Origin of the sequence: Flavonifractor sp. HCP28S3_F3 (assembly GCF_052065355.1) — a bacterium.
Classification (GTDB): domain Bacteria; phylum Bacillota; class Clostridia; order Oscillospirales; family Oscillospiraceae; genus Flavonifractor.
In genome coordinates this window covers 96,417-114,786 of sequence record NZ_JBQHUF010000010.1, presented here as the reverse complement: position 1 = coordinate 114,786, position 18,370 = coordinate 96,417, and the positions used below count along the sequence as shown (strand labels likewise).

Below are 18,370 nucleotides of genomic sequence, written 5' to 3'. Positions count from 1 at the left end.
AAGAAAAGCAGAAGCGGGGCCGCACCCCTTGGGAGCGGCCCCGCTGTTTGTTTACATGATCATTTGGAAGAACTGGAGCAGCAGCTTGGCGCCGTAGAAGATGATGATGATGCCGCAGACCACGTTGATGACCCGGAGGATCTTGTCGTTGAACCGGGCGGAGAAGAAGGAGATCAGAATGGTGATCCCGAAAAACCACAGGAAGGAGGCGGAGGAGGAGCCCAGAATCAGCTGGGTGCTCACCGCGCCGGGATTGCCCGCCCGGAACCCGCCGAAGAGCAGGGTGCCGTCAATGAGAGCCTGGGGGTTGAACCAGGTGACCACGCAGGCCTTGGCGGCCACCTTGGGCAGGGAGACGTTCACGTCCACGTTGTGGTCCATGGAGGGCTTATCCTTCAGCAGGCCGATGCCGATCCAGATGACCACGGCGCCGCCGGCCAGCAGGACGATCATCTTCAGCCAGGTGAACCGGTCCATCAGGGCGCCCACGCCGAAGAAGCAGGCCAGGGCCAGGGTCACGTCGAAGAAGATGACGATAAGCGCTGTGAGCAGCGCCTTGTGCCGGGGCTGGGTGAGGGCGGTGTTGATGACGAACAGATTCTGCATCCCGATAGGGGCCACGTAGGCCAGACCGATGCCCAGACCTTGCAAATACGGCGGCATAGTTCATTCCTCCCAAAAAATGCTTTCCTTTTTTCCAACCTGGTAGTATTATAAAACCTAACAAGCTAAAGTGCAAGAGCGCAGAATTTCCGTACCAGGTAAGGAGGAACTGACCTGTGGAGCACGAGAACTGTCCCTGTATGGATACCTGCCCGCTGAACCGGGCGCTGGCCCTCATTGGAGGCAAGTGGAAGATGCAGATCCTCTGCTCTCTGTACAACAACGGTCCCACCCGGTACAATCAGCTGAAAAAGACCCTGGACGGGGTGTCCAACACGGTGCTAGCCAACGCCCTGCGGGAGCTGGAGGAGGACAAGCTGGTGACCCGGCAGGAGTACCTGGAGGTACCGGTGCGGGTGGAGTACGCCATCACCGAGCCCTGCCGCCAGCTCATCCCCATCCTGGACCAGCTGGGGAACTGGAGCATGACCCTCTGAGAGAAGGAGCGATCACATGGCAAAGACACTGGTTTTGGCAGAAAAACCCTCGGTAGGCCGGGAGCTGGCTCGGGTGCTGGGCTGCAGACAGTCCGGCGACGGCTGCCTGGAAGGGGAGAAGTATATCGTCACCTGGGCCCTGGGGCACCTGGTGGAGCTGGCGCCCCCTGAGGATTACGACAAGGCGTGGGCCAAGTGGGATATGCTCACCCTGCCCATGCTGCCTGATAAGATGAAGACCGTGGTCATCCCCCAGACCGGGCGGCAATTCCGCGCCGTCCAGGCCCTCATGCGCCGGGGGGACGTGAGCGAGCTGGTCATCGCCACCGACGCCGGCCGGGAGGGCGAGCTGGTGGCCCGGTGGATCATGGAGAAGGCGGGGTGGAAGAAGCCGGCCAAGCGGCTGTGGATCTCCTCCCAGACCGACAAGGCCATTAAGGACGGCTTCGCCCACTTAAAGCCCGCCGCCGACTACGACAATCTGTACCACTCCGCCCGAGCCCGCAGCGTGGCCGACTGGGTGGTGGGCCTCAACGTCACCCGGGCTTTGACCTGCAAGCACAACGCCCAGCTCTCCGCCGGGCGGGTGCAGACGCCCACCCTGGCCCTCATCGTGGACCGGGAGGAGGAGATCCGCTCCTTCCAGCCCAAGGAATTCTGGACGGTGCGGGCGGGGTTTGACGGCTTCACCGCCACCTGGCGGGACAAAAACAACCAGGCCCGCACTTTTGACCGGGAGAAGGCCGAGCGGATCGCCGCCGCCCTTGCCAATGGCACGGGCACCCTCATTGAGGTGAAAAAGACCTGGAAGCAGACACCGCCGCCGGCGGCCTATGACCTGACGGAGCTTCAGCGGGACGCCAACAAGAAGTACGCCTACTCCGCCAAGGAGACCCTCAGCATCATGCAGAACCTCTACGAGGTCCACAAGCTGCTGACCTATCCCCGTACCGACTCCCGCTATATCTCCGACGACGTGGTGCCCACCCTGCCTGAGCGGCTGCGCAGCGTGCTGGTGGAGGAGTACAAGCCTCTGGCCCAGCAGATCCTGATGAACCGGCCCCTCCAGACCCGCTACCTGGTGAACAACGCCAAGGTCAGCGACCACCACGCCATCATCCCCACCGAGGAGCAGCCCGAGCTGTGGCGGCTGTCCGGTCCGGAGCGGAACATCTACGACCTGGTGGTCCGCCGCTTCCTGGCGGTGCTGCTGCCCCCCTTCCAGTATGAGGAGGTCACCCTGAAGGTGAAGGTGGGGGACGAGGTCCTCCACGCCAAGGGGAAGATCGTGAAGGAGCAGGGCTGGAAGGCGGCCTATGACCGCTCCTTTGCCCTGGACGAGGAGGACGCCGACGAGGACGAGAAGGAGCAGACCCTCCCCGAGCTACGCCAGGGCGATAAGCTGCCCGTCCGGTGGGCCAAGACCCAGCAGGGCCAGACGGCCCCGCCCAAGCGGTACACCGAGGCCACCCTGCTCACCGCCATGGAGCATCCGGCGGCCCAGGTGAAGGATAAGGATCAGAGCCGCATCCTGGAGGAGACAGGCGGCCTGGGCACTCCCGCCACACGGGCGGATATCATCGAAAAGCTGTTCTCCGCCTTCTATATCGAGCGGCGTGGCAAGGAGCTGTGGCCCACCTCCAAGGGTATCCAGGTGGTGGGGCTGGCTCCATCTGACCTGCGGTCGGCTTCCCTCACCGCCCAGTGGGAGAAACGGCTGGGAGATATCGCCCAGGGAAAGGAGCAGGAGAACGCCTTCGTGTCGGAGATGCGGGACTTTGCCTCCCGGCTGGTGAGCCAGGTGAAGGCCAGCGACGCATCCTACCGCCACGACAACCAGACCCGCTCCCCCTGTCCCGACTGCGGCAAGTATCTGCTGCGGGTCAAGACCAAACGGGGAGAGATGCTGGTCTGTCCCGACCGGGAATGCGGTTACCGCCGCAGCGTAAAGCAGGTGACCAACGCCCGCTGCCCCAACTGCCACAAGAAGATGGAGCTGCGGGGCGAAGGGGAGAAGCAGATGTTCGCCTGCGTCTGCGGCTACCGGGAGAAGCTCAGCGACTTCAAGAAGCGCCGCTCGGAGAAATCGGCGGGCAAGGGGGATGTGCGTCGGTATCTCCAGCAGCAGGCTCAGCAGGAGGAGAAGGGGAACTCCGCCATGGCCGAGCAGCTGAAAAAGTGGCTGGAGCAGAACCAATAAACCAGAGAGAAAAGAGGAGAGCGTGTGGAGATCATCATCAATTTCATCAACTGGCTGGACGATTTCATCTGGGGCCTGCCCATGATCGTCCTGCTCTTCGGCACCCACGTGTTCATGACCGTGCGTACCGGCGTCATCCAGCGCAAGACCTGGACGGGCATCAAGCTGTCCATCACCCGCGACCCTGAGGCGCCCGGCGATGTGAGCCAGTTCCAGGCCCTCACCACCGCACTGGCCTCCACCATCGGCACCGGCAACATCGTGGGCGTGGGCACCGCCATCTTCCTGGGCGGCCCCGGCGCCGTGTTCTGGTGCTGGATCGCCGGCGTGTTCGGCATCGCCACCAAGTACGCCGAGTCCCTCATTGCCGTCAAGTACCGGGTGCGCACCCCCGACGGCAAGATGCAGGGCGGCGCCATGTACGCCCTGGAGCGCGGCCTCAATATGAAGTGGCTGGGCGTCCTCTTCGCCGCCCTGGCCGCCCTGGCCTCCTTCGGTATCGGCTGCGGCACCCAGATCAACGCCATCGCCGAGGTCATTGAGAACAACATCCCCATCGGCATCCCGCCCATCGTCATCGGCATCGTGGGCGGTATCCTCACCGGTATCGTCATCATCGGCGGCATCAGCGCCATTGCCAGCGTGTGTGAGAAGCTGGTGCCCTTCATGGCTATCTTCTATGTCCTGGGCTGCTTCATCATCCTGGGCATCAACTACGACTTCATCGGCCCCGCCGTCTCCGCCATCCTGTCCCTGGCCTTCAAGCCCGGCGCGGTGGCCGGCGGCCTGGTGGGACAGGGCCTGATGGTGGCCATGCGCTTCGGCGTGGCCCGGGGCCTCTTCTCCAACGAGTCCGGCCTGGGCTCCGCACCCCTGGTGGCCTCCGCCGCCCAGACCCGCAACCCGGTGCGTCAGGCCCTGGTGTCCGCCACCGGCACCTTCTGGGACACTGTGGTGGTGTGCCTCATGACCGGCCTGGTGCTGGTGTCCACCATCATGAAGAACCCCGATATCAATATGGACACCATTGCCGACGGCGGCCAGCTCACCACCCTGGCTTTCTCCCAGATCCCCGTGCTGGGCCCCGTCATCCTGGTGGTGGGCATCATCACCTTCGCCTGGTCCACCATCCTGGGCTGGTCCTACTACGGAGAGCGGTGCGCCCAGTACCTGTGGGGCAAGAAGGCTATCCTGCCCTATAAGATCATCTTCGTGGCCGTGGTGGTGGTGGGCCCGGTGCTGGCCCTGGATCTGGTGTGGACCATCGCCGACATCCTCAACGCCTTCATGGCCGTCCCCAACCTCATCGCCGTGCTCCTGCTGTCCGGAACCATTGCCAAAGATACCAAGCACTATCTGAGAAATCTGGACGAGGTGGACAAGACCGAGATCCCCATGGTGAATAAGTAAAAAAACAGCGCCTGCCGCGGCTGCGGCAGGCGCTGTTTCCTTATAGCTTACTGGTCCACGATCTCGCCGGTGAGGACGGTCTTGGCATCCACCGTCAGCTCGCCATTGACGCAGTCCACGGTGAGGGTGTCGCCGGGCTGGACCTGGTCGCCGATGATCTTGCGGCTGATGAGGGTCTCCACCCCGTGCTGCACGAACCGGCGCAGAGGCCGGGCACCGAAGGCGGGGTCATAGGCGCTGTCGATGATATAGCGCTTGGCGGCGTCGGTGAGTACCACCTTCAGCTGCTTCTCGCTCAAACGCTGGTTCAGCTCGTTCACCAGCAGGTCGATGATGTGGGTGATGTTGTCCTTGGTCAGGGGCTTGTAGAACACGATCTCGTCCAGACGGTTGAGGAACTCCGGTCGGAAGGAGTGGCGCAGCAGCTCCTGCACCTGGCTCTTGGCCTCCTCAGTGATCTCGCCGTTCTGGTCAATGCCGTCCAGCAGGTACTGGGAGCCCAGGTTGGAGGTGAGGATGATGATGGTGTTCTTGAAGTCCACCGTGCGGCCCTGGCTGTCGGTGATCCGGCCGTCGTCCAGCACCTGAAGCAGGATGTTGAACACGTCGGGATGGGCCTTCTCCACCTCGTCGAACAGCACCACGGAGTAGGGGTGGCGGCGGACGGCCTCGGTGAGCTGGCCGCCCTCCTCATAGCCCACATATCCCGGAGGTGCGCCAATCAGGCGGGACACGGAGAATTTCTCCATATACTCGCTCATGTCGATACGGACCATGTTCTTCTCGCTGTCGAACAGAGCTTCCGCCAGGGTCTTGGCCAGCTCCGTCTTGCCCACGCCGGTGGGGCCCAGGAACAGGAAGGAGCCAATGGGCCGGTCGGGGTCGGCAATGCCGGCCCGGCTGCGGAGGATGGCCTCGGACACAAGGCGCACGGCCTCGTCCTGGCCCACCACCCGCTGGTGGAGGATGTCCTCCAGATGGAGCAGCTTCTCACGCTCGCCCTCCATCAGCTTGGCCACGGGAATGCCGGTCCAGCGCTCGATGATGCGGGCGATCTCCTCCTCGGTGACCTTGTCCCGCAGCAGGGAACGGGCCTTGCCCTCGTTGGCGATGGCCTCCTCGGCCTCTAGCTGCTTGCGCAGCTCGGGGATCTTGCCGTACTGCAGCTCGGCGGCACGGTTCAGGTCGTACTCCCGCTGGGCCTTCTCCAGCTGGGCGTTGGCGGCCTCCAGATCCTCACGCAGCTTCTGCACCTTGCCGATGGCGTTCTTCTCGTTCTCCCACTGGGCTTTCTTGGCGTTGAACTCGTCCCGCATCTCGGCCAGCTCCTTCTGGATCTCGGCCAGATGCTCCTTGGAGATGGCGTCGTCCTCCTTCTTCAGGGCGGCCTCCTCGATCTCGTGCTGGATGATCTTCCGCTGGATGACGTCCAGCTCGGTGGGCATGGAGTCGATCTCGGTGCGGATCATGGCGCAGGCCTCGTCGATCAGGTCGATGGCCTTGTCGGGCAGGAACCGGTCGGTGATATAGCGGTCGGACAGGGTGGCGGCGGCAATGATGGCGCCGTCCTGGATCTTCACGCCGTGGAACACCTCGTAGCGCTCCTTCAGGCCACGGAGGATGGCGATGGTGTCCTCCACCGTGGGCTCGTTCACCATCACGGGCTGGAACCGCCGCTCCAGAGCGGCGTCCTTTTCGATATACTGGCGGTACTCGTTGAGGGTGGTGGCGCCGATGCAGTGGAGCTCGCCACGGGCCAGCATGGGCTTCAGCAGGTTGCCGGCGTCCATGGCGCCCTCGGTCTTGCCGGCGCCCACGATGGTGTGCAGCTCGTCGATGAAGAGGATGATGCGGCCTTCGGACTTCTTCACCTCGTTGAGGACGGCCTTTAACCGCTCCTCAAACTCGCCCCGGTACTTGGCGCCCGCGATCAGGGAGCCCATATCCAGGGCGAAGATGGTCTTGTCCTTCAGGGAGCCGGGCACGTCGCCCTTCACGATCCGCTGGGCCAGACCCTCGGCAATGGCGGTCTTGCCCACGCCGGGCTCGCCAATCAAAACGGGGTTGTTCTTGCTCTTGCGGCTCAGGATACGGATCACGTTGCGGATCTCGTCGTCACGGCCGATGACCGGGTCCAGCTTGTTCTGACGGGCCCGCTCCACCAGGTCGGAGCCGTACTTCTTCAGGGCGTTGTAGGTCTCCTCCGGGTTGTCGGAGGTCACCCGCTGGTTGCCCCGGACGCCGGTGAGGGCCTGGAGCACCCCTTCCTTAGTGATGTTGTAGGTGCGGAAGAGCTCCTTCAGGGCGCTGTTGGCCGTGTCAATCAGGGAGAGCAGCAGGTGCTCCACCGACACATACTCGTCCTTCATGGAGGAAGCGATGGACTCGGCGGTGTTCAGGCACTTGTCCACGTCCTGAGCCACGTAGATCTTGCCCTGCTCCCGGCCGGAGCCGGACACACGGGGCAGCTTTTCCACCTCCGCCTTGGCGGCGGCGGCGAAGGAGGGCACGGTGATGCCCATGTTCCCCAGCAGCTGGGGGATCAGGCCGGCCTCGTCGCTCAGCAGGGCCAGCAGCAGGTGGGGCTGCTCGATCTGCTGGTTGCCGTACTCGGTGGCCAGGCTCTGGGCGGTCTGCACCGCCTCAAGGGATTTCTGCGTATATTTCTGCGCGTTCATATCGCGTCACATCTCCTTTCATGGGGAAAAACGACAGGGAGCCGGTCAGCCACGGCTGACCGGCTCCCGGATATCCAGGTCAATCAATGGCGATCCGACGGGTCTCAGGAACCACGGGGACGGCCTTGGGCAGATTCAGCTCCAGAATGCCGTTCTGGTAGGCGGCGGTGATGCCGCTCTCATCAATGCCGGTGATGTCGAAGGAACGGGTGAAGGAGCCGTATCTCCGCTCCCGGCGGATGTAAGAGCCCTTGTCGTCCTTCTGCTCCTTGTTCTCCTTGTGCTCAGCGGAGATGGTCAGGATGCCGTCCTTCACGTCCAGCTTGATGTCCTCTTTGTTAAAGCCGGGCAGCTCAGCTTCTAAAACAAACTTGTCGCCGGCGTCCCGGATGTCGGTCCGGAAGGCGGGCAGGTTGGCGTTGCTGCTCTGGAAGAAGTTGCGGGTAAAGTTATCAAACGTATCGAACACGTTGTCGTTATTGCGCTCAAAAGGAAGCATACCAAACATAATGATCTCTCCTTAGTCTGTTGGATTTGGTGGATGAAATGCGTTAGCAGTCAAGAAAATGAATTGCTAATTTCTCCGATTTTCCATGGCGCTCATCCTCTTTCTGCCCCATTGATCCGGGGCTTATCTCGTTTTCTGATTGAGATTATAGGGCGAGACTGTGAACAAATATACATCAAATTATGTCCAAATTGTAAACATTAGCACTCTTAGGCCGAGAGTGCTAAAACGGCGCGGAGGGGTTTACGCGCCCTGGAAAAAGAGGTATAATGCCCAGGATACCGTGAAGGAGGATGGATATGCGACGGACCAACGACCTGGGCAAAGACCCGGTATTTCCCCTGGTGTGCCGCCTGGCGATCCCCACCATGCTGGCTCAGATGGTCAGTGTATTATATAGTATCGTGGATCGCATGTATATTGGAAACATTCCGGAAATCGGGGACCTGGCCCTGGCAGGCGTAGGGGTGTGCGGCCCCATCGTCACCCTGCTGGGCTCCTTTGCCACCCTGGTGGGCCTGGGAGGCTCGCCCATCCTGGCTATGCGCATGGGAGAGGGGAACGAGAAGGAAGCCCGGAAGGTGCTGTCCAACAGCTTCCTCATGCTGCTGGTGCTCTCCGGCGTGCTGACCACTCTGTTTCTGCTGCTGAAGGAGCACCTGCTCATGTGGTTCGGCGCCAGCTCCGCCACCTTCGGCTATGCCGATACCTATCTTACCATTTACACCGCCGGTACCTTCTTCGCCCTGATGGCCACGGGCATGAACAGCTTCCTCATTGCCCAGGGCTTTTCCGGTCTGGGCATGGCCACGGTGATGCTGGGCGCGGTGCTGAATATCGCCCTGGACCCGGTGTTCATCTTCCTGCTGGACCTGGGGGTGGCGGGCGCGGCCATCGCCACAGTGATCTCCCAGATGGCCTCCTGCGCCTTCGTGCTGTGGGCCCTGCTGCGGAGAAGCATGCCGGTGCCCCTGCGCTGGGGCGGCTTTGAGCGGCGGATCATGAAGAATATCGTGGCCTTCGGCCTGTCGCCCTTCCTTATTATTGCCACCGACAGTATTCTGCTGATCGTCCTCAACACCGTACTCCAGCGGTACGGCGGCCCGAAGCTGGGCGATACCCTGGTGACCTGCGCCACCATCGTGCAGAGCTACCTGCTGCTTATCACCATGCCCATGGGCGGCCTGACCCTGGGCACCCAGCCGGTCATCAGCTTCAACTACGGCGCGGGGAATGGGAAGCGCATCAAGACTGCATTAAAATCCATTGTGGGGCTGTGCCTCACCTTCTGCGCCATTATGATGATCGTCACCCACACCCTCTCACCCCTGTTCGTCCGGCTGTTTACCCAGAACGCCGAGGTGCTGGAGCGGTCGGTGGGATACATCAAGGTGTTTACCGCCATGATCCTGCCTCTGGCGGTGCAGTACCCCCTGGTGGACGAGACCACCGCCCTGGGCCATGTGCGGCTGGCGCTGTTCTGCTCCCTGTTCCGCAAGAGCGTGTTCCTGGCCTGCCTGCTGCTGCTGCCCGCCCTGGTGTCGGCGGAGGCCACCTTCCTGTCCGAGCCCATTGCCGACGCGGTGGCCGCCACGGTGACCACCATTCTGTTTCTCCATTTCTTCCCCAAAATCCTGGCGGAACGTGCCGGCGGACCGGCTGTATGATAAAAAATGCCCCGGAGCATTGCTCCGGGGCGTTTTTTGTATCCGTATGGACTTAGTGCTCTTTCCGCTGGCACTTCTTGGGGGTGACGCAGGTGCCTTCGGCGATGGCCACAACGATGGGCTCATCCAGGAAATCGGCGGCGGAGTCGCTGATGTCGGGGCGGGGAATGGCGACCTTACGGGCCTCAAACCGCATCTTACGGGAGGTGTTGCCGATGTGGGTGATCTCGCCGTACGCCTCGATGAAATCACCGGCATAAACGGGAGCCTTGAACTCAATGTTGTTGTACGCGCAGAACAGACCCTCGTCGCCGTCACACTGGATCAGCAGCTCGGTGGCCACGTCACCGAACAGGTGCACCATGTGAGCGCCGTCCACCAGGTTTCCGCCGTAGTGAGCGTCCTTGGCAGACATACGCAGGCGGATCATCGAAGTATACTTTTTCTCGTCCATGTCGATTCCACTCCTCATTCTTATTGTGAATACGCACAAAAATGGAAACAGATAGGCTACAACCATTGTACGTCGCTTTGAGGGGCTTGTCAACAGCGGATATTTATGCTATAATTTCGCTTTTTTGCTTTACCGAGAAAAAGAGGTGTATGTCGGGGAATCAGGCTTCTTTCTGGATTTTCTGCCGGGCGCTTTCCTGTATGTAGGCTACAGCCTTGGGATCGTCGGTGAATTTGCAGGCCTCGGTCTCCACTGTGGTGATGTCGATCACCGCCGGACCCTCCAACTCCAGGGCTGCCTTCAGCTTCTCCCGCAGCGTTTTGGGATCACGGATGGAGACGCCGGTGCAGTTCAGGCCTCTGGCCACGGCGGCGTAATCGATGGTCTCGGTGTCCACATCGGTGAAGCGCCCGTCCCACATGGCCGCCTGGTACCACTTGATCCAGCCCAGGATGCTGTTGTTGATGACCACCACTTTCACGTTCATGTTCTGCTCGTGGAGTACGGCCATCTCACCCAGGCAGTAGTTCAGGCCGCCGTCGCCGGTGAGTACCACCACGCTGCAGTTAGGCCGCGCCGCCGCCGCGCCGATACCGGCGGGTAGTCCGTAGCCCAGTCCGCCGGCGCCCCGGGGCAGAATGGTCCGGCGGTCGCCGTATACGTCGAAGAAGCTCCCGGCCCAGCCGCAGGAAAAGCTGGCGTCGCAGGCCAGGATGGTGTCGTCGCCGCACAGCTCGTTGAGCAGGGAGACGATCTTCTGAGGGGTGATGCGGTCCTCAGCCTCCACCACCGGGCGATTCTTCTCCTGCCAGGCCTGGCGGCGCTGGGCGATCTCCTGCTCCACCGGGGCGGCGTCCCGGCTGCTGCTCAGTCGGTCCAGCAGCAGCTGGAGGGTGGCCTTGGCGTCGCCCACCAGTCCGATGTCGGTGGTGTGCATCTTGTTCATCTCCGCCTCGTCAATGTCGATGCGGATCTCCTTCTGGCCTGCCCTGGGGATGGACCAGCCGTAGGTGGAATTCTGGCTGAATTTGAAGCCGATGGCCAGAATCACGTCTGCCTCCTCCACCATGGCCTTGGAGACGTCGTTTCCGCCCAGGCTGCCCACCACGCCCAGGGAGAGAGGGTGGTTTTCCGGCAGCACGCCCTTGCCGGTGAGAGAGGCGGCCACGGGAATGGCCAGCCGCTGGGCCAGTGCCGTGATCTCTTCCCGGGCGCCGGAGCGCCACGCGCCGCCGCCCACCAGCATCACCGGGCGCCGGGCGCTCTCCAGCAGCCGGATGGCCTCATCCACCTCGTCCCGGGAGGGAGTGGGACGGTGGGCGGGCAGACTGGTCAGTTTCTTGTTGGCGGTATAGTCCGGGCCGGTGTACTCCTCCCGGAAGGGCCGCCAGGGACACTCAATGAACACCGGGCCGGGCCGGCCGCTGGTGGCCATCTGAGCGGCGGTCTGTACCAGCTCGGGCATTTTGTTGACGTGGGGCAGGCAGGCCTGCCACTTGGTGACCGGCTTGAGCACCTCCTTGGAGTCCACCACCTGGGAGCCGGTGCCCCGGTAGCGGGCGGCCAGCCAGTCTCCCTCCATCTCCGAGCCGATGGCAATGACCGGGATGGAGGTGTTGTAGGCTTCCGCCAGGCCGGAGATGAATTTGACGGCTCCGCAACCGGCGGTGGCGTCGCATACTCCGATGCCGCCGCTCACTCTGGCGTAGGCGTCGGCGGCGAAGGTGGCGTCGATCTCGTCCTTCATCAGAATGTGCCGGATGCGGGGGGCTTCGTCCAGAATTCCATAATAGAGCGGCAGCGTCTGTCCGCCGGGTACGCCGAATACCGCGGTCACTCCGTAGTCGGCCAGCAGTCCGGCCATTACATTTCCGCCATGCTTTTTCATCTTGTTCCTTCCTTCCTGCGCTGAGTTTTCAGCGGCGCTCCAAAATTTTCAGATTAAACCTTCTTGCCTTCGGCAATCGCCATCTTCATCTCCTTGCGGGCCTCGGTATAGAGCTGGTAGCTGTCCGAGCGCTCGCCCTGCTTTGTAGTGGCCAGGGTAACGATGATCTGAGTTGCGAGGGCCACAACGCCGCCGGCATAGGTGATCTGGATCCCAAAGGGGCTGCTGCCGAAAATATATCCGTAGACGATCCATACGACGCACACGATGATGCCCAGGACCATGCTGTAAAAGATGGACTTTTCGTTGGGACGCTTCCACAGCAGGAAGAGGGTGAAGGTCAGGCCGCATACGGCGCGCACGGTCAGGGCGTTGGAGAGGATATCCACCACGTCGCTGGAGAGCAGGCCCAGCAGCTGGAACGCGATTCCGAACACCACGATCAGCAGCTTGGTGAGGAACATTTTCCGTTTTTCACTCAGAGGCTCTTTGCACAGCGGGGTATAGAGTTCCATAGCGGTGCTGGACATAACCATGATGTAGGTGGGCGCAGTGGACATGCTGGCGGCCAGCACGCCGCAGCTGGCCAGAGCGGCCATAAAGGGACCGTAATGTCCGGCGATGGTGTACCAGGCAGTGCTGGCCTCCATGTCGGGCCACAGGAATTTGCCGCAGCAGGCGGCCATGATGACCAGACCGAAGAAGAAAATGGCGAAGATGGGCATGATGGACTGGGCCTTCTGGGCGGTTTTCGCGTCCTTTGCCCCGATTGCGGCGGAGATGGAGAGCGCGTTTACCACGGTGACAAACGGCTGGATGGCCAGTGTGCCGATGATATAGGAGTTGCTTCTGGAGCCGCCGAAGAGCTTAAAGGTCCCCTGAGGCTCCAGGGCGCGGTATACTTGTCCAAAATCCCAGCCCACGGAAGTCATGACGGCCAGGAAGATCGCCACAACAGAGATGCTGAGTACGATCACATGGACCATATTGATGCGTGCCAGGCCCTTCATGCCGCCCTGCAATGCCAGAAGGATCATGGCGGCGATCGTCACGGTCATGGTGATCTCGCTGCGGATGCCCAGCAGGGATTGCAGGAGGTTGGAGACAATGACGGTCTGGGCGCTGACGGCGCTGGCGAAGGAGACGAAGATCATAACGGAAACGCAGACGGAGACCCGCTTGCTGAAGAGCTTTCCGAATATTTCGCCCAGCGAGGAGCAGCCGTATTTGTAGCAGATGGAACGATAGATGGGGATATAGGCGCAGGTCAGAGCCCAGCCGATGATATAGCCGTAAAACGTCCACTGGTAGGCGATGTCGTGCTGGATCACAGCGGACGAGTTGCCGATGATGTAGCTGGAACTGATTAGGTTTCCGCACATCAGAGAAAAGGCCATGAACAATCCCATGCTGTTCTTGCCTGTGGAATAATCTACCGCCGTTTCGTTGGGTTTACACTTCTTTGTGCGGTAGTCCAGGAAAAAAGCCATGCCAACGCAGAAGAGAAAATATCCGACGACTAAAATAATGGTTAACATAGTACCCTCCTAACAAGTTGCTGTGACTTTTGTTTGACAAACAGCTCAGGCAATATATCCGCCCAGCACATCCAGACAGGCTCCGGAAATATAGCTGGCCTGCTGAGAGGCCAGGAAAGCGATGGCGGAAGCGACCTCCGAGGGCTCTCCGATCCGCCCCAGGGGGATCTGGCTGCAGATCTCCTTCTGCACCGCTTCGGGAAGGACTCTGGTGAGCTCTGTATTGATCCGGCCCGGCGCCACACAATTCACCGTAATGTGATCCGGACCCAGTTTCTTTGCCAGGGTCATGGTCAGGCCGATGATGCCCGCCTTTGTTGCGGCGTAGTGGGCACCTGCCTTGTTTGCGCCGAACCGGCCGGCCATGGAGGCCAGGCTGATGATGCGGCCCCACTGCCGGGGCTTCATCTGTGCCACGGCCTCCTGGATGCAGAGGAACGTGCCCATGAGGTTTACCCGCATGACCTGCTCCAGCTGTTCAAACGGGATCTCCTCAAAAGGTACTTTGGGTGAAATGGCCGCGTTATTGACCAAAATATCCACAGGTCCCATTTGGGCCTTCGCTGTTTGGAACAAGTGCTTGATCTCCTGCTCTGAGCCCACGTCTGCGTGGATATAGAGCGCGGAGCCCCCTTGCCGGATGATCTCCTCCTTTGTCTCCTCGCCGCGTGCGTCGTTGATGTCGCAGACGCAGACGACGGCCCCTTCCTGTGCCAAGGCCAGGGCGGTGGCTTTGCCGATCCCCTGTCCGGCCCCGGTCACGAGGGCTCGCTTTCCCTGGATTCCTAGGTCCATAGTCTCCTCTCCTCTTCCGTGTGTTTTGGTGTGTTTGGCTGAATGTGGCGGCGCTGCATATCCCCCAACCCCCCGCGCTCAAATTTGCGGTGCGGCGGTCTGGAGCAGGGACACCGGCGGTACGCAGCGGTCGTCGGTGTGCATGTCGATGACCACGGTGCCCTCCGCGGCAAAGGCCTGCTGCAGGACTGTATCGATCTCGGCGGGATCCCGCAGGGTCAGCCCGGTCAGCCCGCAGGCCTGAGCCAGCTTGGCGTAATCCACCGGGTGGATGTAGCAGGCGTTGGTGTTGGCGCCGAACTTGGCGTGCTCCGCGTAGTACTGATAGCCCAGCAGCTCATTGTTCAGCACCACGCACACCACGTCGATGCCCTCCCGCTTGCAGGTCTCCAGCTCGCTCCACACGTGGGCGAAGCCGCCGTCTCCCGACAGGCAGAACACCTTCCGGCCCGGCTGGGCCACCTTGATGCCCATGGCCATGGGCAGCCCCCAGCCCAGACCGGCCAGCCCCCGGGGCAGATAGAATTCCCGCTTCTTTTCCGCCCGGATGTAATTGGCGATCCAGATGGAAGAGAAGCTGGCGTCGGCCACCAGAATGTGGTCGTCCTCCAGATAAGGCTCCAGCGCCGTCATCAGCCGCTCGGGCATGACGGGGGCACGGGTGTTCCCCTCGGTGACGTCCCGGATCTCCTCCAGATGCCTGGCCCGGCCCTGGGCGATCTGCTGCTCCAGCTCCGCCCGGCGGCTGCGCCGCAGGGTGGGGTCCAGCGCGGCCATTTCCCGGCTCAGGGCAGCCAGGGTTAGCTTGGCGTCCCCCAGCAGCCGGACGGAGGCCTCATAATTGCGCCCGATCTCCATGGAGTCCACGTCGATGTGGATGTAGACGGCGTTTTTGGGGAGCAGGGTCCAGCTGTCCGTGCCGTTTTGGTTGGTGCGGTTGCCTACCAGCAGCACCACGTCGGCCTCGGAGAGCATGGGCTTGAGGAACTTTGCCATGCCCCGTTTTCCGGTGATATAGCCGCTCACGCCGATGGAGAGAGGGTGGGTCTCGTCCACGCTGCCCTTGCCCATCATGGTGGTGGCCACGGGAATGTGATAGCTCTCCTGAATCTCCCGCAGTTCCGCCTGGGCTCCGGAGGAGATCACGCCGCCGCCGGCGTAGATCACCGGGGCTTTGGCCTCCATCAGCAGCCTGGCGGCCCGGCGGACCTGTTCCGGGTCTGCCGCCGTCCGGTCCAGCGGATACCGGCCCAGGGATTCCTGGCGGTACAGCGTGTGTGCATAGGCGGTGTCGTCGTTGAACAGGTCCACCGGGAACAGAAGCACCGCCGGGCCGGGCCGCCCGCCTGCGGCGGCGGTGAAGGCCATGTCGATATAGTCCTCGATCCGGTCGGCAGTCAGCACGGTCTTGACCCACTTGGCGCAGCCGGAAAAGAGGGCCTCGTGGTCCATCTCCTGAAAGGCGTTCTTTTCGTAGTCGTGGCGGGAGATCTGCTGCACGATGGCCACCACAGGATGGGACGCCTTCAGACACTCCGCCAGACCGGGTACCAGCAGGGTGGCCGCCGGCCCGTTCTGGGCGGTGACCACCGGGACCTTTCCGCTGGCCATGCCATAGCCCTGCGCCATGTACGCGCCGGAATTTTCCTGCCGGTAGCCCACCTGCCGGATGCCGGCCTCGATGCAGGCCAGCGTGATTTTGGTGGGATTGCTCTGCCCAAACAGCTCCGTTACCCCGTGCCGCTTCAGGCAGCGGGCGACGATCTGTGCATTTGTGCCCTGAACAGGGGTTCCTTTCATATCGCGCATCTCCTTTTTGGTTCATGGGGCTGCTGTCTGATAGCCGGGTGAAGTAACGGCCCTATTTTAATGCAAAGGAGATTCCAACTCGCTTTCGACCGGTGGCGGACGCCGAATTTGTGATATCCGCCCAAAAGCCCACCCGGATTTTCGCCTGATTGCATAATTTTTCGCCTGGCTGGGTGGGGGCAAAACACAAATTAGGATATCCTGAATACAATTAAAATGGACCTGATCCAATTGACTTTTTCCAAAGACCTGATATCCTGAAGAGGAAGGGCCTGTCTGAGCGGCCGGAAAGGAGACTGTCAGCCCATGCGAAAACGCGCCATCGCCGTATTTACCGAAAGCGACGTGGACCGAAACTATTTGTGTCAGACCCTCTCCCAGATCTTTTCTTCTTACCTGGATATTCTGCCTGTCACGCTGGCTACGGTCCACACCCTGCCGGAGGAGCCGGCCGCCGTGCTGGTCAATATTACTTCCTTGGCGTATGCCGGAAAGTATTTTCCCAACAGCAAGATCATATTTGTTAAGCGCTTTATCGACCAGAGCGGGCTGCAAAAACTGTTTGAGATCCCGGACGGCACGTCGGTGCTGGTGGTCAACAAGCCCCGGAAGATCGCGGAGGACCTGGTGGAGAACCTGTATCTGCTGGGTATCCACCACCTGAAATACGTGCCCTATTGGCCCGGCTGCGATCTGGATACCACGCCCTATGACATTGTGGTGTACAGCGGCTTCCGCAGCTACTGTCCGGACAATAAAAAACTGTACATTGACCTGGGCTACCGGAACATCCAGCCCTCTACCCTGACGGAGATCGTCAAGATCTATGATCTGCCCTCGGAGTTTCTGGATCAGATTCAGATCTCCATGATGAAGCAGCACGTCAATGAGTTCTATCATTTGCAGACCTCCTATGCTCAGGCTGCGTGGGGGCGCTATGCGCTGGACCGGGCGCTGGACATTTCGGATACGGTGCTTTTTCATCTGGACGAAAACCAGAACATTCTGGAGCTCAGCGGCCGGTCAGAGGGGCTGATCCGGGGCGGAAAGTCCGATGTTGTAGGCCATCCGCTGTCCAGCTGCTTCGCCGGCATGTCCTGCGCCGCGGAGCTGGAGGCGTGTCTGGCCCGAAGGGAGCCGGTGGAGCAGCAGGTCCTGTTTATCCGCAAGCGGGCCTATGTGCTGAGCATCCGCTATGAGACCTTCCGCCAGCATCAGCATTGCTTCCTCACCCTTACCCCCGCCCGCAGCCGCCCTGCCCTGGGGGAGGCGGGCTCCCATCCGGCAAAATACAGCTTTCAGGATATTCGGGGGGATTCGCCTGCCATTCAGAAGGCGATCCGGCTGGGCCGGTATTACGCGGGGGCCAACGAAACAGTCCTGATCTACGGAGAGAGCGGTACGGGCAAGGAGCTCTTTGCCCAGTCCATCCACAACGCCTCCCATCGGAAAAGCGGTCCTTTTATTGCGGTCAACTGTGCCGCCATTCCCGATACGCTCATTGAAAGCGAGCTCTTCGGCTACGAGGAGGGAGCCTTTACCGGCGCCCGGCGGGGCGGAAAGCAGGGCCTGTTCCAGAGCGCCCACCGGGGCACCATCTTTCTGGACGAGATCGGCGATGTCTCCCTCCAGGTGCAGAGCCGCCTGCTGCGGGTGCTGGAGGAGCGGGAGATCATGCCGGTGGGCTCCACACAGGTGATCCCGGTGGATGTGCGGGTCATCTGTGCAACCAACAAGGACCTGAAGCAAATGGTGCGGGAAGGCGCGTTTCGGGAGGACCTCTACTACCGCTTGAAGATCCTCTCCCTCACGCTTCCGCCGCTGCGGGAGCGCAGGGGGGATATTCCGGACATTCTGGAGGCTGTGCTGGGTCCTGCTCAGCTGCCGGAGCGAGTGACGGAGTGGGCACTGCGCTATTCCTGGCCGGGCAATGTGCGGGAGCTTCGGGCCTTTGCCAGCAATTTGTCCATTTTTTTACAGCAGAATACGCCGGAGGAACGCTCCGCTCCTCTTTTGGACGAGCTGATGGAGACGTTTTTCGGCGAGGAGGCACAGGGCCCTGTACCTGTCTGCCCGGCCTCTGCGGATCAGCTGCTGCTCCTGCGGAGCATCGACGAGCTGACCGCAGCCGGTAAGACTGCCGGGCGAGGCTCCCTGCTGCGCCTGCCTCAGGTGGCAGAGCGGGGGCTCACCGAGGCCCGGCTCAAAAAGGAGCTCCACCGGCTTTCAGAAGACGGGCTGATCGTCGTCGGGAAAACCCGTCAGGGGATAAGGCTCACCGACGCCGGACTTGCCGCGCTGACCGGAGCATAAAAAAGGCCCG

General features: G+C 61.5%; 13 protein-coding genes. 5 read left to right on the top strand and 8 right to left on the bottom strand.

The features are described from left to right. Positions 1–51: 51 nt before the first annotated feature. Complete coding sequence (locus tag ACTNB1_RS10320) at positions 52–663, bottom strand: LysE/ArgO family amino acid transporter (protein ID WP_441169257.1); 612 nt, start codon at positions 661–663, stop codon at positions 52–54. A 116-nt stretch (positions 664–779) separates the two neighbouring features. Here ACTNB1_RS10320 and ACTNB1_RS10315 point away from each other — a divergent pair, with 116 nt between their 5' ends. Genes ACTNB1_RS10315 through ACTNB1_RS10305 form a run of 3 tightly spaced genes read left to right on the top strand, consistent with a single transcriptional unit; the run spans position 780 to position 4,710 of the window. After that, positions 780–1,100, top strand: a complete 321-nt coding sequence (locus tag ACTNB1_RS10315; RefSeq protein ID WP_441169256.1) for a winged helix-turn-helix transcriptional regulator — start codon at positions 780–782, stop codon at positions 1,098–1,100. A 16-nt stretch (positions 1,101–1,116) separates the two neighbouring features. Beyond that, positions 1,117–3,300 carry a DNA topoisomerase III gene (locus ACTNB1_RS10310; RefSeq protein ID WP_441169255.1) on the top strand — a complete coding sequence of 728 codons (2,184 nt, stop codon included), beginning with the start codon at positions 1,117–1,119 and terminating at the stop codon, positions 3,298–3,300. Between the two features lie 24 nt (positions 3,301–3,324). Next, positions 3,325–4,710, top strand: a complete 1,386-nt coding sequence (locus ACTNB1_RS10305) for an alanine/glycine:cation symporter family protein (protein ID WP_441169253.1) — start codon at positions 3,325–3,327, stop codon at positions 4,708–4,710. Positions 4,711–4,757: 47 nt separating this feature from the next. On the opposite strand, the gene clpB is transcribed toward ACTNB1_RS10305, so the two are convergent. After that, entirely contained in the window at positions 4,758–7,388 is a 2,631-nt protein-coding gene (gene clpB / locus ACTNB1_RS10300; protein ID WP_441169251.1) for an ATP-dependent chaperone ClpB, read from the bottom strand. Positions 7,389–7,467: 79 nt separating this feature from the next. Then, on the bottom strand, positions 7,468–7,896 hold the full coding sequence (locus ACTNB1_RS10295; RefSeq protein ID WP_441169250.1) for an Hsp20/alpha crystallin family protein: 429 nt from the start codon (positions 7,894–7,896) through the stop codon (positions 7,468–7,470). Between the two features lie 299 nt (positions 7,897–8,195). Here ACTNB1_RS10295 and ACTNB1_RS10290 point away from each other — a divergent pair, with 299 nt between their 5' ends. Continuing rightward, on the top strand, positions 8,196–9,563 hold the full coding sequence (locus ACTNB1_RS10290) for an MATE family efflux transporter (RefSeq protein WP_441169248.1): 1,368 nt from the start codon (positions 8,196–8,198) through the stop codon (positions 9,561–9,563). A gap of 52 nt (positions 9,564–9,615) precedes the next feature. On the opposite strand, the gene ACTNB1_RS10285 is transcribed toward ACTNB1_RS10290, so the two are convergent. From ACTNB1_RS10285 to ACTNB1_RS10265, 5 genes are all read right to left on the bottom strand, one after another. After that, positions 9,616–10,017 (bottom strand): hotdog fold domain-containing protein, encoded by a 402-nt coding sequence (locus ACTNB1_RS10285; RefSeq protein WP_087343764.1) that lies wholly within the window; start codon positions 10,015–10,017, stop codon positions 9,616–9,618. Between the two features lie 160 nt (positions 10,018–10,177). Beyond that, positions 10,178–11,905: a thiamine pyrophosphate-binding protein gene (locus ACTNB1_RS10280; RefSeq protein WP_441169247.1), complete on the bottom strand. Its 1,728-nt coding sequence runs from the start codon at positions 11,903–11,905 to the stop codon at positions 10,178–10,180. Between the two features lie 53 nt (positions 11,906–11,958). Next, positions 11,959–13,443, bottom strand: a complete 1,485-nt coding sequence (locus ACTNB1_RS10275) for a sodium:solute symporter family protein (RefSeq protein WP_441169246.1) — start codon at positions 13,441–13,443, stop codon at positions 11,959–11,961. Positions 13,444–13,488: 45 nt separating this feature from the next. Further along, positions 13,489–14,238, bottom strand: a complete 750-nt coding sequence (locus ACTNB1_RS10270) for an SDR family NAD(P)-dependent oxidoreductase (protein ID WP_441169244.1) — start codon at positions 14,236–14,238, stop codon at positions 13,489–13,491. Positions 14,239–14,316: 78 nt separating this feature from the next. Next, entirely contained in the window at positions 14,317–16,038 is a 1,722-nt protein-coding gene (locus ACTNB1_RS10265) for an acetolactate synthase catalytic subunit (RefSeq protein ID WP_441169242.1), read from the bottom strand. 315 nt (positions 16,039–16,353) lie between these two features. Here ACTNB1_RS10265 and ACTNB1_RS10260 point away from each other — a divergent pair, with 315 nt between their 5' ends. Beyond that, positions 16,354–18,360, top strand: coding sequence for a sigma 54-interacting transcriptional regulator (locus ACTNB1_RS10260; protein ID WP_441169241.1), 2,007 nt, complete (start codon positions 16,354–16,356; stop codon positions 18,358–18,360). The last annotated feature ends 10 nt before the right edge of the window (positions 18,361–18,370 follow it).